We start from the raw sequence: 14,775 nt of genomic DNA, 5'->3' as shown, positions 1-14,775 counted from the left end.
TACAGTAGCGCAGAGCACTGTACCGGTCAAGAACCGACTCCAGATCGCTCGGTGTAAGTGCCACCGCTCTGGATGCCGCAGCCGGAGGTCCGGGCTGACTCAGCTTCGAGTCGCTTCCCGCCGACCCGCCCACCGGGCGATGAAGTACAGCACCACGCCGACCGCGAGCAGCGCCGCCGCGAAGAGCCAGACGATCGGCCGCTGCTGCGTCATGAGCAGGATGCACGACCCGATGCCCAGGACGGGCAGGAAGGTCCACACACGAAAGTGGGGGTGATCCACCCTGTCCCGACGCAGGACCAGCACCGACACGTTCGCGCTGACGAAGACGAACAGCAGCAGCAGCACCACGGTCTCCGCGAGAGTCGCCAGGTCGCCGACCAGGGTGAGGAGCATCGCGACGACGGTGGTCGCGACGATCGCGACCCACGGGGTGCGCCGACGGGGGAGGACGCGCGCGAGGGTCGGCGGCAGCAGACCCTGCTCGGCCATGCCGTAGGTGAGGCGGCTGGCCATGATCATCGTCAGCAGCGCGCCGTTGGCGACGGCGACGAGCGCGATCAGGCTGAACAGCCACGCCGGGATGCCGACGCCGGTCGCCGCGACCACATCCAGCAGCGGTCCGCTCGAGTTCTCAAGGTCACTCGCCGGCAGTGCGATCGCGCTCGCGAGCCCCACGAGCACGTAGACGATGCCGGCTGTGGCGAGCGCCGCGAACAGCGCGCGCGGGTACATCTTCGTCGGCTCCTTGACCTCTTCGATGACGTTCGCCGAGGTCTCGAATCCGACGAAGGAGTAGTAGGCGATGATCGATCCCGACAGCACTGCGGTGGCGACCCCGGTTCCCTCGGGAAGCTGCGTGACGCGCGACACGTCTCCTCCGCCGCCGCCCAGCAGGAAAGCGACGGCCACCACGACGATGACGAGTCCGCTCACCTCGATCGCGGTCATGACGAAGTTGGCGCGCATCGACTCGCGGATGCCCCGCGCATTCAGCAGGGCGATCGCAACGAGGAAGGCCATCGCGGTCGGGATCGTCGGCAGCTCGATGAACGTGCCCAGGTACTCGCCGGCGAAGGCGAGGGACAGTCCGGCCGCGCTTGTGACGCCGGCTGCCAGCATGCTGAAGCCCACGAGGAACGACACGAGCCGGTTGCGGAACGCGCGTTCGGCGAAGACCGCGGCGCCGCCCGCGCGCGGATACTTCGTCACCAGCTCCGCGTACGAGCCCGCCGTGAGCAGCGCCAGCAGGAGCGCGACCAGCAACGGCGCCCACAGCACGCCGCCGACCTCGCCGGCGAGCACCCCCATCAGGGCGTAGATGCCGGCGCCCAGCACATCTCCGAGGATGAACGCGAACAGCAGCGGTCCGGTGATCCGCCTGCTCAGGATGCCGGGCGCCTCCGTCTCGGTGCTCATCGGCCCCCCACCCACACGTCAGGAATCACCATCGCCGGCATCCACGACCGCGTCCTGCGCGGCATCCATCGCCGCCTCGCCTTCTTCGGCGGATTCCGACCCCGCCTCCGCCGCCGGGTCGGTGCTGTGGCCTCGCGGCTTGTCGTGGGAATCGCGCATGGGAAACCTCCGTGATGAATGCGTGCGCCGGGGAGCGCACGACGTCGGATGTGTGTCGCGGTCAGGCGATCAGGGCGTGGGCGTGCCGCCGTTGACGTTGAGCGTCTCGCCGATCACATAACTCGACTCCGGTGAGGCCAGGAACACGTAGGCGGGAGCAAGCTCCGCCGGCTGTCCGGCGCGGCCGATGGAGGTCTGCTCGCCGAACTGCGCGATCTTCTCCTGCGGCTGGCCCTCGGTCACCTGCAGCGGCGTCCAGATCGGACCGGGCGCGACGGCGTTGACGCGGATGCCCTTGGGTGCCAACTGCTGCGCGAGGGCCTTCGTGAACGTGTTGATGGTCGCCTTGGTCGAGGCGTAGTCCACGAGGATTTCGGAGGGGTTGTATGCCTGAACAGAGGTCGTGTTGATGATCGTCGAGCCCGGGGTCAGGTAGGCGAGTGCGGCCTTGGTGATCCAGAACATCGCGTACACGTTCGTCTTGAACGTGTCGTCGAACTGCTGGTCGTCGAGCGTCTCGAGGTCTTCGTTGTAGACCTGCTTGCCGCCGTTGTTCACGAGGATGTCCAGCCCGCCCAGACCTTCCACCGCATCCTCGACGAGCGCGCGGCAGTACGCCGGGTCGCGCAGGTCACCGGGCAGGGTCAGCGCCGTGGCGCCGGCATCCCGAATCAACTGCGCGATGCGCTGCGCGTCCTCTTCCTCCTCGGGGAGATAGGACATCGCAACGTCGGCGCCCTCTCGCGCGAACGCGATCGCGGTCGCAGCGCCGATGCCTGAGTCGGCACCGGTGATGAGGGCCTTGCGCCCGGCCAGGCGCCCCGTGCCGCGATAGGTCTTCTCGCCGTGATCGGCCCGCGGGCTCAGTTCCGCATCGAGCCCGGGCTCCGGCTGCTTCTGGCGCTTCGGGTCGAAGTCGGCGTACAGCTCGGCAGGATTCGTGAAGGTGTACTGGTCGCGCGTCATGGTGGTCTCTCCCGGTCTGGTCGTGATGACCAGGTTGCCTGCGCCGGCGCTGCCGACCGCGGGGATTGACGCCACCCGACCACTCCGCTATCCCCGTATCCGAAGATCACCCCACCTGAGTGAGTCGCCGTGCTCGGGCGCGGCTCTACCGTCGGAAGTGCGCCGGTTCTCCGCTGCACCCGCACGCGACCGGCGCACCTCGCGAAAGGCAATGAAATGACTGATACGACTGTGACTCGGTGGACAGGCTGGGGCGTCTTCGCCGGCGTTCTGCTGATGATCGCCGGATTCCTCGACCTGTTCTTCGGCATCGCCGCGGTGATCGGTCCGGACACCGCCTACGTGGCGTCGCCGGAGGGACCTCTGTTCATCCTCGACATCGCCGGCTGGGGATGGTGGCACATCATCTCCGGAGCGCTGCTCATCGTGACGGCCCTCGCGCTGTTCTCGGGCGCCACGTGGGCCCGCGTGGTCGCGATCATCCTGGTCGCGCTGAACGCGGTCGGACAGTTCGCCCTCCTTCCCACCCAGCCGTGGCTGTCGCTGGCGATCCTCGCCGTCGACGTGCTGATCATCTACGCGCTGACGGTGCACGGTCGCGAGCTGAAGGACCAGAAGTAAGCAGGCGCCGAGGCTGACCGCCCCGCTACCATCGGGACGGTGCTGGCCTACGACGACCCGTTGCCGCTGCGGCCGCAGCGGGTCGTCGTCGCCGGCGTCTCGGGATCGGGCAAGACCACCCTCGCCGGACGCATCGCCGCGATGATCGACGCCCCGCACACCGAGATCGACGGGCTGTACCACGGGGCTGACTGGATGCCGCGGCCGGAGTTCCTCGACGAGGTGCGCGCTCTGGTCGCGAACGAGGCCTGGACCACCGAGTGGCAGTACGCCGATGCCCGCCCGATCCTCTCGGAGCGTGCAGACCTGCTCGTCTGGCTCGACGTTCGGTTCGCGACCGTGACCCTGCCGCGCGTGATCCGCAGGACTCTGCATCGCCGCCTCACGCGGGAGCAGCTGTGGAACGGCAACATCGAACCACCCCTGCACACCTTCTTCACCGATCGCGAGCACATCGTGCGGTGGGCGGTGGCCACGCGGCACAAATACCGCGAACGGATGCCGCGCCTCGAGGCGCAGCATCCCGAACTGCCGATCGTGCGGCTGCGGTCGCCCCGCGAGACCGAGGCCTGGCTGAGCGGTCCGCTGGCGGAATCCGCTCGGGCCGGAGCCGAACGGCGGACGCTCGGCGACCCGCCGCGGGCGTCGGGCGGCGAGAATCGAAGAATGAGTCGACGAAAGAACGGCATGCCCCGCACGGTCGCGCAGTCCGACGATGCCCCGCACGTGCCCAGCCCGGGCGAGCCGAGCGTTCCGCAGATCGAGGTCGATGAGACGATTCCGCCGCGGCCGGAGGAGGAGATCGCCGACGTGCTGCGCGCCGAGCCCGACACTGGGGAGCGACCGGCTTCCGAGTGACGGAGCCGTCGTGGCGCTAGCGACGCGCGGTCACGCCTGTTCGGCCCGATCGAGGGCGGCGATGAGGTCCGCCTTGTTGAGGCGCGAGTATCCCGGGATCTTCTGATCGCGCGCGCGCTGACGCAGCTCGAGGAGCGTCGGGGCGGCCGGTTCCGGGGTCGGCAGAGGCGGAGTCAGATCCGCGCCTGCACTCGGGGCGGGTGAGGACGGCGTCGGCGCCGGTGCGGCGCTGACCACCAGGACGGGCTCCGCCGGGCGGGGGTCGCTCCCCGTTTTCGCGCTGGCGGTGTTCGCAGCCTGCTTCTCGGAAGCGTCGGTCGAACTGAGGGCGTCGCGGTTCGCCTTCGCCAGTGTCGACGACAGCGCGTCCGCGTCTGCGGAGAGGGCAGAAGCTCGTCGACGCAGCTTCTTGTTCGAATTCTTCACCGCCTCCCGAGCAGCCGAGACGGCCTTGCGCGCCTTCGTCAGGGCCTTCTTGGCCTTCTTCAGGGCATCCTTGCCCTCGGCTTCGGCCTTCTTGCTGCCGCTGCTCTTCTTGGACTTCGACATGATGCACCTCCGTGGGGGACGAACTCCTGTATGGCTCACCGTAGGCGCGTCGCGCGGCGGTTTCACCCGGTTGACACGAAATGATCGCCGGCCACGGGCGCCGCGAGGTCGGGTCAGCGGCCGTACGCGGCGAGGCGACGCAGGCCCTCGTCGATCGACACGCTCGGCGTCCAATCGAGGGCGCGGCGGGTCTCGCGCTGGTCGAACCAGTGCGCGGTCGAGAGCTGTTCGGCCAGGAACCGCGTCATCGGCGGCTCGTCGTCGCCGGGCGCAATGGCCCAGATGCGCTCGATCGCCGATCCCGCGGCGCGGGCGACCGATGCCGGAACGCTCCATCGCGGCGGCTGCACCCCGGCGGCCAGGCAGATGCCGGCGAGCAGATCGCCGACCGGCCGGGGCTCGCCGTTCGTCAGGACGTAGGCGTTGCCGTGCGCCTGGTCGGCGCGGTCGAGCGCGGCGCGGATGCCGGTCGCCGCATTCTCGATGTAGGTCGAATCGATCAGCGCGGTGCCGCCGTCCAGCAGCGGCAGCCGCCCCCGACGGGCACGGTCGACGACCCGTTCGACGAGCTGCGTGTCGCCCGGACCCCAGACGATGTGCGGGCGGACCGCCACGACGTGGAAGGTCGGAGCGTCGCGCGCGAGCGCGAGCAGCTCGGCCTCGGCCTTCGTCCGCGCGTACTCGCCCCGTGCACGCGCGGGATCGGCGGACTCGGCGCCCACGCCCGCGAGCGCGGAGCCGGCGTGAGCGACGGACGGCGACGACACCTGCACGAAGCGCGTCACTCCGGCGCGCTCGGCGGCGTCCAGCATCGCGCGCGTTCCGTCGACGTTGACCGCGTGGAACTCCGCAGGCGCTCCCGCGAGAGAGACCTTCGCGGCGAGGTGCACGACACCGTCGGCGCCGCCCACTGCCGCCGAGACGGCATCCGGGTCCGTGATCGACCCGAGCATGTCCGTCGCGCCGTCGACTCCTGACGGACGCCGCTGGAGCGTCTGCACCTGGTGGCCGGCGGCGACCAGCTCCGCCGCGACGGCGCGGCCGAGGAACCCGGACGCGCCGGTGACGAGCACGATCACGGCGCGGTCGGCTTCCGGCCGGCGAGGAGGCGATCCGCCCAGACCGACAGCCGGGAGCGGTCGATCTTCGAGTTGTGACGGATGTCGGTCGGCAGGTGCGGGACGGCGAGGACGGCGACCAGCGGGATGCCGCAGCTCTCGCGCACGGCACGGGTCAGCTCCGGCTCGGCAAGGCCGGGCCGGCGTGCCGGCGGCAGCGTCTCGACGACCGCGACGGCCTGACGGAGCCCCTCCGGACCGATGCCGACGACCGCGGCCCGGCGCACAGCCGGGACGCGCTCGACCTGCTGCTCGGGGCCGACCGGTGCGAGGGGTCCGTCGGCGGAGACGATGACGTGCGGCATGCGTCCCTCGACCCACAGCCGGCCGCGCTCATCGAGGTGCCCGACGTCGCCGGTGCGATGCCAGCGCGCGCCGTCGCCCTCGAGCGCGGCCGTGTCGCGCACGGCTGCCCGATCGGTGAGCCAGAGGCGGTCGTAGTGGTCCTTCAGGTGCAGAGCCGACACGACGATCTCGCCGAGCACTCCCCGCTCGACGCCCGGCGTCCCGGTCGCGCGGCCCTCGGCATCCAGCGCGCTGATCAGCACGCGATTGGCGCCGATCGGGATTCCGACGCAGACCCCGGCGTCGGGCGACTCGGCGGCGTCGTGCACCCCGTCGAGGGTCACGTCGGTGACGAGCAGGCACTCGGTCATTCCGTACGGCGTGTGCGGTGTGGCATTCGGCATCAGCCGGGCCGCGGACTCGAGCAGCCCCACGCCGATCGGCGCGCCGGTCGAGAGGAACGTGCGTACGCGGGCCAGCGCCTCGCGATCGGCCGGGGTGAGCCGGTCGGCGGTGTCGACGACGTTGAGCACGGCGGCGGGGGAGAGGAAGACGATCTCGGCGCGGGATTCTCGCAGCGCCGCGGCGACGGCGCTCGCGGTCAGGGTCCGTGGGGCGGACACGTCCATGCGCGGGGTCACCGAGCGGGTGCCGAGCGCCGGGCCGAGCAGGGCGAAGGGGGCGAAGCCGGTCACGAGCCCGGTGTCGTCCGTCACGCCGAAATGGGCGGCCAGCACGTCGCGCAGGGCGGAGAGCTGGCGGTGGGTGTAGGCGACGCCCTTGGCCGGACCGGTCGAGCCGGAGGTGAACAGGATCGCGGCCGGATCATCGGCGGCCGGCTCCGGCGGAAGCGCCGCGTCGGCGCCGAGCGCCACGAGGTCGCCGAGGCTGTGCGCGACACCGAGAAGCGCCGCCGAGGCTTTCGGCAGCGCGGCGGTCGAGATGCGCACGCCCGGCCAGCCCAGCGTGCGGGCGGCGGCCAGTCCCACCGCTTCGCCGATAACGACGTCGGGCCAGGCTCCGCGGACGGCGCGCGTCAGACCGCGGATGCCGAGCCCGGCGTCGGCGACGACGACCACGGCGCCGATCCGCAGGCACGCGTAGACGACGGCCGATAAGGTGGGTCCGGGCGGGACGAGCAGCGAGACCCGGTCGCCGGGGCGGACGCCGATGCGGTGGAGCCCCGCGGCGATGCGCCGGACGCGGTCATCGAGCAGGCGCCAGCTCACGCGCCGCGGCCCGGCCGAGCCGCCCGAGGACATGTCGACGATCGCGACTTCATCGTCATCCCGGCGGTCATCCAGGCCGCGCCAGATCGGCACGAACACCCCGTCGGATTCGGCCCCGCCGGCCACAGCAGCGCGCGGCGATGACACGTCACGACCGGTGAGCCTGTCTTCGTTGTCGCCGAGCCAGGTCAGGACGGCATCCGCGTACGGTCGCTCCTCGGCGATCATGTGACCGGCGCGCTCGAAGCGGTGCACATCGGCGTGCGGCAGCCGGTCGATGAGGTCGTCGAGGTAGCGGTCGCTGAAGATGGGATCCGTCGGACCCCACAGCAGCAGCGCCGGCACATCGAGCGCGGCGACACCCGCGGCGATCCGCTGAAGCTCCGCATGGCTCTCGTGTGCGGAATCGACGGGGATGTCTTCGACGAACCCGCCGATCGCGCGGCGCCGTTCGGCCGACCGGTACGGGGCACGGTAGGCGGCCTTGGTCGCGGCATCCAGTCCCGGTGACGCCAGGGCCAGCGTCGTATCGAGGAACGCGGTCGTGTCAACCGTCGACGCGGCGAGCATGCCGCGCGCACGCGCGACGCGCAGGGGAGCGGGGATCGGGATGCCGTCCGGATGACTGACTGCCGTGTTCAGCAGCATGACCCCGGCCAGCAGCGCCGGGTGATCGACCGCCCAGCCGAGGGAGATCACCCCGCCCCAGTCGTGGCCGAGCGTGACCACCGGCCCTTCGAGGGCAAGCGCGTCGGTGAACGCGCCGAGATCCGCGACGCGCTGCGCCAGGGGGCGGTGCACGTGGGTGCGCTCCGAGAAGCCCATGTCCAGCTGATCGACGGCGATCACGCGCCAGGCCGGTGCACCGGCCTCGGCGGCGCGCACGGACGCCGCAGCGATCGCCCGCCAGAGGTAGGACCACGTCGGGTTGCCGTGCACCGCGAGGATCGTGCCGAGGGGCGGCAGACCGCGGCGGGCGAGCTCGCCGGCGGTGTCAAGGCAGTGCCAGTCGCGGGTGCGCCCGGCATCCACCCCCGTTCCCGGCACGGGCACGAGACGGCTGTAGGACGGATCGAGTCCGGGAAGACCGGCGGGAGGAAGGCCGGCGGCCGCACTCACCAGGCGAGCTCCATCATGGCGGTGTTCAGGCCCGAGCCGACGCCCATCAGCAGCACGCGATCGCCCTTGCGCAGCGTCGCCTGCTCTTCGACCAGGGTGATCGGGATGGATGCCGGACCCACGTTGCCGTACTTCGGGAAGGTGATCGGCACCCGGGAGCGGTCGAGCTTCGCGGCCTTCACGATCGCGTTCGTGTGCACGGACGACACCTGGTGGGTGATGTAGCGGTCCATCGACGACCAGTTCCACTCGCCGGCCGCCTCTTTCCACGCCGAGACGACGAGGTCGAGACCGCCCTTGAGAAGCGCCTTGGCGTCGGTGAACATGCCGTCGACGCTGCCGACGCACAGCTCGTGGAACTGCGTCGCGGCGCGCGTGACGCCGCCGAGGATGCGGTGACCATCGGGGTGCTCGGAGGCCCGGCCCAGCACAGCCGCAGCGGCGCCGGAGCCGAGGGTGAGGGAGGCGAACTCGCTCATGAAGCCCTCGCGGTCGACGTCCTCGTTGAGCAGCCGGCGGATCGTGTTGATCTGGATCTCGTCGGCGTCCTCGCCGTTGACGACCACGGCGTACTTGATCTGACCGGACTCGATCATGTTCGCAGCCAGGCTCATGCCGCTCACGAAGCCCAGGCAGGCGTTGGCGACATCGAAGTTGATCGCCGAGCTCGGCAGCCCGAGACCGTGGTGCAGGCGGACGGCCACGGACGGTTCGAGGTGCTTGCGCGTCACGGAGGTGTTGATCAGCAGACCCACCTCGGACGGATCGACGCCGGCTTCGGCGAGCGCGCGGCGTCCGGCTGAGACCGTGGCCTCGTCGGAGGACTCGCCCGCCGCCCAGTTGCGGCGCTCGAGCACTCCCGCCACGCGCTCCAGCAGGGCTCCCGGCAGCTTGAGCCGGCGCAGCGACGCCGACAGACGGGCCTCGATGTCTTCGGACGTCGTCACCCGGCTGGGCAGAGTGCTCGCCACAGAGAGGAGCGACACGTCGTGAAAACGTGTGGTCGCATTTCCAGCCACGGGACCTCCGTTGAATGGGCCCGTCAGGCTCGATTCGTCAAAGGGCTACTTTACGCCGCTTCGGGTGGGGTTCGAATTACCAGCCGCCGCGACTATGCTTCGCGACCCGTTCACTATTCTGTGTTGCTAACTACCGGTACTCAGTGTTACCGTCTAGTGGTAGTCAGCAACGCAGAGTAGATCGGATGGGACATGGGCAATCAGATGACCGAGATGCTCAAGGGCACGCTCGAGGGCATCGTGCTGGCGATCCTGGCCGACCGTCCCGCGTACGGATACGAGATCACCGCCCGCCTGCGTGACGAGGGGTTCTCCGACCTCGTGGAGGGCACGGTCTACGCCCTGCTCGTGCGCATCGAGCAGCGGGGATTCGTCGACGTGCAGAAGGTGGCGTCGGAGAAGGGACCGCCGCGCAAGGTGTATTCGCTGAACGCGGTCGGGCGCGACCAGCTCGCAGAGTTCTGGAGGACGTGGGGCTTCCTCGCAGAACGCATCGAACAGCTCCACGGCACGGACAACGACGAAAGGCAGAACTGATCATGGCTGCGAAGTGGATCGAGTTCCTCACGGGGTCGCTCGAGGACAAGAAGGCGTACCGCCGGTACAAGGGCCGCATCGCGGCGCTGCCCGAGCCGTACGCGACGGCGGCGAAGGCGTTCGAGCGCTACTTCATGTACAACGGCGGGATCACCGACGGCGACCCGGCGATGATGATGACGATGCTCAACGACTTCGCCGATCTGTGGGAGCGGGCGGCGACCGACGGCACGCCGGTCGATCAGATCGTGGGCGATGACCCGGTGGAGTTCGCCGAGGCGTTCGCCGCCGCCTACTCGGGCAAGCGCTGGATCGATAAGGAGCGCTCCCGCCTCAACGACACCATTCAGGGCCTGAGCACGAAGGACGAGCAATGAGCACCGCGACCGCGATCCGCGTCGCGGGCTTGGAGAAGTCGTTCAAGGACGTGTCGGTGCTGCGCGGAGTCGACTTCGACGTCGCGCGCGGCAGCATCTTCGCCCTGCTCGGCTCGAACGGCGCCGGCAAGACGACGGTCGTGAACATCCTGTCCACCCTGCTGCACGCGGATGCCGGCGAGGCCAGCGTCAACGGCTTCGACGTGGCGACCGAGCCGCAGGAGGTGCGCGAGTCGATCAGCCTCACCGGCCAGTTCGCCGCCGTCGACGAGATCCTCACCGGCCGGGAGAACCTGATGCTCATCGCGCGCCTGCGCCACCTGAGCGACCCCGGCGCGATCGCCGACGCCCTGCTCACCCGCTTCTCGCTCAGCGAAGCGGGGGGCAGGAGGGCGGGAACGTACTCCGGGGGCATGCGCCGGCGCCTGGACATCGCGATGAGCCTCATCGGCGACCCGCCGGTCATCTTCCTCGACGAGCCGACCACGGGGCTGGATCCGCAGGCGCGCATCGAGGTCTGGCAGACCGTCAAAGAGCTCGCCGACAGCGGGACGTCCGTCCTGCTGACGACGCAGTACCTGGATGAGGCCGAGCAGCTGGCCGACCGGATCGCGATCCTGCACGAGGGACGCATCATCGTCGACGGCACGCTGGCGGAGCTCAAGCAACTGCTGCCGGCCGCGAAGGTCGAGTACGTGCAGAAGCAGCCGACCCTCGAGGAGGTCTTCCTCGCGATCGTCGGTGAAGGCGGCAGCGAACCGGCTGCCGCGACGGAATCGGAGGAACGATCATGACCGCCCACTTCGCCGGCGACACCGCCGTGCTGACCGGACGGTCGCTCCGGCACATCCTGCGCAGCCCCGACACCATCATCACGACCGCCGTCACCCCGGTGGCGATCATGATCCTGTTCGTCTTCGTCTTCGGCGGGGCGATCGACACCGGATCGTCCTCGTACATCGACTACATGCTGCCCGGCATCCTGCTCATCACCATCGCGTCGGGCATCGCCTACACGGCGTACCGGCTGTTCCTGGACCTGCAGGGCGGCATCTTCCAGCGGTTCCAGTCCATGCCGACCGCGCGCTCCAGCGCGCTCTGGGCGCACGTGCTCACCTCGCTGGTCGCCAACCTCATCTCCCTGGCGGTCGTGATCGGCGTCGCGTTCATCATGGGATTCCGCACCGGTGCGAGCGTGTGGGCCTGGCTCGCCGTGGTCGGCATCCTCATCCTGTTCACCCTCGCGCTCACGTGGCTGGCGGTGATCGCAGGCCTGTCCGCCAAGACGGTCGACGGGGCGAGCGCGTTCTCGTATCCGCTGATCTTCCTGCCGTTCATCAGCTCGGCGTTCGTGCCGACGGACACCATGCCGGCTCCGGTCGCCTGGTTCGCCGAGAACCAGCCGGTGACCCCGATCGTGAATTCGATCCGTGCGCTGTTCGCGGGGCAGCCCGTGGGCGATGACATCTGGGTCGCCCTCGCCTGGTGCGTCGGCATCCTGATCGTGGCGTACCTCGGCGCGATGGCGATCTATCGCCGGCGGATGGGCTGACGCTCTCGATTGTCGGGGGCGGTCGGTAGCGTTCCTGCATGACGACCGCCCCCCGGCTTCTGGACTGGCTGCCCGACTCCGATCCCGCGCTGCGGTGGCAGGTCGAACGCGACCTCGCCGCCGCGCCGCCGGGAGTGTGGGAGGCGACGCGGGCGCGGGTGGCGACCGAGGGATTCGGCGCGGCACTGCTCGCGAAGCAGGATGCCGACGGCCAGTGGGCCGGGGGAGCGTTCTTTCCGGCCGGGTTCTTCGACAGCCCGGAGGCGAAAGAGCCGGGGCAGCCGTGGGTGGCGACGACGTGGGCGCTCAAGGACCTCCGCGAGTGGGGGCTGGATGCGTCGGCGCTCGCCGGGACCGCTGAGAAGCTGGCGGCGAACAGTCGCTGGGAGTACGACGACCTTCCCTACTGGGGCGGCGAGGTCGACGTGTGCATCAACTCGTACACGCTGGCCAGCGGCGCCTGGCTCGGGGCCGATGTGTCCGCGCTGGCCGCGTGGTTCCCGGGGCACCGACTCGCCGACGGCGGCTGGAACTGCGAGGCCGAAGAGGGCGACTCCGTGCGCTCGTCGTTCCACTCCACTCTGAACGCCGTGCGCGGCATGCTCGCCTACGAGCAGCTCACCGGCGATCGGGCGTTGCGCGATGCACGGCACGGCGGAGAGGAGTACCTGCTCGAGCGGCACCTTCTGAACCGGCTGAGCACCGGAGAGCCCGTCGGCGAGTTCGTGAGCCGGTTCGTCTACCCGAACCGGCACCGGTACAGCGCACTCGCGGCGCTCGATCACTTCCGCGACGCGTCCCTGCACGAACGGTCCGATCCGGATGCCCGGCTCGCGGACGCGGTCGAGGTCGTCCGTTCCGCGCGTCAGCCGGACGGGACGTGGCTGCAGACCACCCCGCTCGCCGGACGCACCTGGTTCGACGTCGACGTGCCCGAAGGTCAGCCGTCGCGCTGGCTCACTCTGATCGGCGCGCGCGTGCTCGAATGGTGGGAGGGCGGATCCGTCAGGGAGTCCCCAGCAGCGAGTTCTTGAGCTCTTCGAACAGAGTCGTGTCGATCGCCACTTCACCCGCGTAGACGTGGTCGAAGCTCGCGATCGCGAAGATCACCAAGCCGACGAACGCCGCCACCAGCCCCGCCATCAGGAGGTGGCTGCGGAGCCGTCGGACCTCGACCAGGCCGATCAGCACCGCGTTGATGAAGGCGCCGACGTACAGGACGACCCAGAGGATGGGGGGAATCTCCTGTGCGGTGGCACCGATGCGCGCTCCGCGATCGGCGAGGAACTGGTTGAACGCGCTGATCGTCGCCGCGTGCAGGTTCGACTCGGATTCGTTCGCCGGTTGGAAGTCGAACAGTAGCTGCTCGATCTCGGTGAGCTGCGGGGATGTGTGCGACGGGATCACGCCGCCGGCCTGACGCACCCAGTCCACGTTGATCACGTCGTCCGTGTACTCGATCAGCACCGACTGCAGCTCGCTGCCGATCGGTTCCGGAAAGCCGGATGCATCGCGATAGAGCACCGAGATCGCGGAGGTCTCCTGCAGGACGATCTCCTCCACTCCCCGGTAGTCCTCGTACGAGGCGGCGGCGATGAGCGCGAGGGTGACCCCGTAGAGGACGCCGTATGAGGCCATCGCGTAGCCGAGCACCCGATCCCACTCCGGCCCCCCATCGCCGTCACGGGGAATCCACCTGCGGAGCACGAGAACGATCAGGAGCGAGATGCCGACGAATAGCGCGACGAACAGCGGCAGGGCGACCGCGACCGGTACCTCGTACAGCCACATGAGTGCATTGTGGCCCGACCTTCGGCCGGACGCCAGAAGGCTGCTTTCCGGCGTCGGCGGGTCGCCCCGATGTGCGCAGGAGCGGCGTCGGCACTGACACACTGAGGGGCATGCGTGGGGACAGCAGCACGAGCGATGAGCCGTCCGACGGTGGGCGCGCGAGGCGCCGGTGGCGAAGGGTGCTCATCCCGGCCGGCGTGGTCGTCGGGCTGCTGCTCGTCGTGGCGGTCGTGACCTCGCTCACCCCGTGGCCGTCGGCGATGCTCATCCGCGCGGTCTTCCAGCAGGGCGGAGCGGCCGCCGTCGCCGAGATGGAGCCGTATGCTCCGGCATCCGGTCTTCGCGAGCTCGATGACGTGCCCTACGCCGACGGCGGCGCGGATACGACCTTCGACCTCCACACGCCCGCCGAGGAAGGCGACCTGCTGCCGACGATCGTGTGGGTGCACGGCGGGGCATGGATCTCGGGATCCGCGGAGAACGTCGATCCCTACCTCCGTATCCTCGCGGCCGAGGGGTACACGACGATCGGCGTGGACTACAGCCTCGGCCCGGAGCAGACCTATCCCACCGCGCTGACCCAGCTCAACGCGGCGCTGGCCCACATCCTCGCGCACGCCGATGAGTACAGCGTCGACCCGACCCAGATCGTGCTGGCCGGTGATTCGGCGGGAGCTCAGCTGGCGAGTCAGCTGGCGACGCTCGCCACCAGCCCGCGCTATGCGCAGCTGGTGGGGATGGAGTCGTCGTTGGATGCCGAGCAGCTGGCCGGGGTGATCCTCAACTGCGGCGTCTACGACCTGCGTGCGATGGCGGAGTTGAACGGACTGCCCGCGTGGGGGTTCAAGGTGGCGCTGTGGGCCTACACCGGGACGAAGGACTGGTCGGAGCTGCCCTCCGGCGCGACGATGTCGACGATCGAGTTCGTCACCGAAGACTTTCCCCCCACCTACATCAGCGGCGGCAACGGGGACGGCCTCACCTGGCTGCAGTCGATCCCGATGGCGCAGCGCCTCGCCGACCTGAACGTTCCCGTGACGGAACTGTTCTGGTCGGCCCCGCACGAGCCGCAGCTGCCCCACGAGTACCAGTTTCACCTCGACCGGCCCGAGGCCCAGGAGGCGCTGACCGCGACGATCGACTGGCTGGCCGAGGTGACCGCGCCGGCACGCTGAC

At 69.8% G+C, this 14,775-nt stretch carries 16 protein-coding genes; 8 read left to right on the top strand and 8 right to left on the bottom strand.

Annotated elements, in window-relative coordinates; all coding sequences use genetic code 11:
* Positions 1–99: 99 nt before the first annotated feature.
* The 3 genes from RWQ91_RS11180 to RWQ91_RS11170 form a co-directional block, all read right to left on the bottom strand.
* Positions 100–1,419: an APC family permease gene (locus tag RWQ91_RS11180; RefSeq protein ID WP_314505989.1), complete on the bottom strand. Its 1,320-nt coding sequence runs from the start codon at positions 1,417–1,419 to the stop codon at positions 100–102.
* Positions 1,420–1,437: 18 nt separating this feature from the next.
* Positions 1,438–1,578 carry a hypothetical protein gene (locus tag RWQ91_RS11175; protein WP_314505987.1) on the bottom strand — a complete coding sequence of 47 codons (141 nt, stop codon included), beginning with the start codon at positions 1,576–1,578 and terminating at the stop codon, positions 1,438–1,440.
* A gap of 69 nt (positions 1,579–1,647) precedes the next feature.
* The gene (locus RWQ91_RS11170) at positions 1,648–2,544 is read right to left on the bottom strand and encodes an SDR family oxidoreductase (RefSeq protein ID WP_314506300.1); all 897 of its coding nucleotides are present in this window, start codon (positions 2,542–2,544) and stop codon (positions 1,648–1,650) included.
* A 216-nt stretch (positions 2,545–2,760) separates the two neighbouring features.
* On the opposite strand from RWQ91_RS11170, the gene RWQ91_RS11165 reads away from it, so the two are divergent.
* Both RWQ91_RS11165 and RWQ91_RS11160 read left to right on the top strand, forming a co-directional pair.
* Positions 2,761–3,165 carry a hypothetical protein gene (locus RWQ91_RS11165; protein WP_314505985.1) on the top strand — a complete coding sequence of 135 codons (405 nt, stop codon included), beginning with the start codon at positions 2,761–2,763 and terminating at the stop codon, positions 3,163–3,165.
* A 39-nt stretch (positions 3,166–3,204) separates the two neighbouring features.
* A complete protein-coding gene (locus RWQ91_RS11160) occupies positions 3,205–4,023 on the top strand; it encodes an AAA family ATPase (protein ID WP_314505983.1) in 819 nt (272 codons plus the stop codon).
* A 30-nt stretch (positions 4,024–4,053) separates the two neighbouring features.
* Here RWQ91_RS11160 and RWQ91_RS11155 read toward each other — a convergent pair whose 3' ends face one another.
* From RWQ91_RS11155 to RWQ91_RS11140, 4 genes are all read right to left on the bottom strand, one after another.
* Positions 4,054–4,572 carry a Rho termination factor N-terminal domain-containing protein gene (locus RWQ91_RS11155; RefSeq protein ID WP_314505982.1) on the bottom strand — a complete coding sequence of 173 codons (519 nt, stop codon included), beginning with the start codon at positions 4,570–4,572 and terminating at the stop codon, positions 4,054–4,056.
* A 113-nt stretch (positions 4,573–4,685) separates the two neighbouring features.
* Positions 4,686–5,651, bottom strand: coding sequence for an NAD-dependent epimerase/dehydratase family protein (locus RWQ91_RS11150; RefSeq protein ID WP_314505981.1), 966 nt, complete (start codon positions 5,649–5,651; stop codon positions 4,686–4,688).
* Positions 5,648–8,323, bottom strand: a complete 2,676-nt coding sequence (locus tag RWQ91_RS11145; RefSeq protein WP_314505979.1) for an alpha/beta fold hydrolase — start codon at positions 8,321–8,323, stop codon at positions 5,648–5,650. The genes RWQ91_RS11150 and RWQ91_RS11145 overlap by 4 nt, the downstream gene beginning before the upstream one ends.
* The gene (locus RWQ91_RS11140; protein ID WP_314505978.1) at positions 8,320–9,342 is read right to left on the bottom strand and encodes a 3-oxoacyl-ACP synthase III; all 1,023 of its coding nucleotides are present in this window, start codon (positions 9,340–9,342) and stop codon (positions 8,320–8,322) included. The genes RWQ91_RS11145 and RWQ91_RS11140 overlap by 4 nt, the downstream gene beginning before the upstream one ends.
* A 192-nt stretch (positions 9,343–9,534) precedes the next feature.
* Here RWQ91_RS11140 and RWQ91_RS11135 point away from each other — a divergent pair, with 192 nt between their 5' ends.
* From RWQ91_RS11135 to RWQ91_RS11115, 5 genes are read left to right on the top strand one after another with little or no spacing between them, the layout of a single operon-like run.
* Positions 9,535–9,879 carry a PadR family transcriptional regulator gene (locus RWQ91_RS11135; RefSeq protein WP_314505977.1) on the top strand — a complete coding sequence of 115 codons (345 nt, stop codon included), beginning with the start codon at positions 9,535–9,537 and terminating at the stop codon, positions 9,877–9,879.
* Positions 9,880–9,881: 2 nt separating this feature from the next.
* Positions 9,882–10,256: a DUF1048 domain-containing protein gene (locus tag RWQ91_RS11130; protein WP_314505975.1), complete on the top strand. Its 375-nt coding sequence runs from the start codon at positions 9,882–9,884 to the stop codon at positions 10,254–10,256.
* Positions 10,253–11,050, top strand: a complete 798-nt coding sequence (locus tag RWQ91_RS11125) for an ATP-binding cassette domain-containing protein (protein WP_314505973.1) — start codon at positions 10,253–10,255, stop codon at positions 11,048–11,050. Before RWQ91_RS11130 ends, RWQ91_RS11125 begins: the two co-directional genes overlap by 4 nt.
* Positions 11,047–11,808 carry an ABC transporter permease gene (locus RWQ91_RS11120; protein ID WP_314505971.1) on the top strand — a complete coding sequence of 254 codons (762 nt, stop codon included), beginning with the start codon at positions 11,047–11,049 and terminating at the stop codon, positions 11,806–11,808. Before RWQ91_RS11125 ends, RWQ91_RS11120 begins: the two co-directional genes overlap by 4 nt.
* A gap of 38 nt (positions 11,809–11,846) precedes the next feature.
* Positions 11,847–12,842 carry a squalene cyclase gene (locus RWQ91_RS11115; protein WP_314505969.1) on the top strand — a complete coding sequence of 332 codons (996 nt, stop codon included), beginning with the start codon at positions 11,847–11,849 and terminating at the stop codon, positions 12,840–12,842.
* On the opposite strand, the gene RWQ91_RS11110 is transcribed toward RWQ91_RS11115, so the two are convergent.
* Positions 12,814–13,599 (bottom strand): DUF4239 domain-containing protein, encoded by a 786-nt coding sequence (locus tag RWQ91_RS11110; RefSeq protein ID WP_314505966.1) that lies wholly within the window; start codon positions 13,597–13,599, stop codon positions 12,814–12,816. The genes RWQ91_RS11115 and RWQ91_RS11110 overlap by 29 nt on opposite strands.
* 110 nt (positions 13,600–13,709) lie before the next feature.
* Between RWQ91_RS11110 and RWQ91_RS11105 the strand changes: the two genes are divergently transcribed.
* Positions 13,710–14,774: an alpha/beta hydrolase gene (locus RWQ91_RS11105; RefSeq protein WP_314505964.1), complete on the top strand. Its 1,065-nt coding sequence runs from the start codon at positions 13,710–13,712 to the stop codon at positions 14,772–14,774.
* The last annotated feature ends 1 nt before the right edge of the window (position 14,775 follow it).

The sequence above is a fragment of the uncultured Microbacterium sp. genome (genome assembly GCF_963524805.1).
In the GTDB taxonomy this organism is placed as follows: Bacteria; Actinomycetota; Actinomycetes; order Actinomycetales; family Microbacteriaceae; genus Microbacterium.
This window is presented reverse-complemented; position numbering and strand designations above follow the sequence as displayed.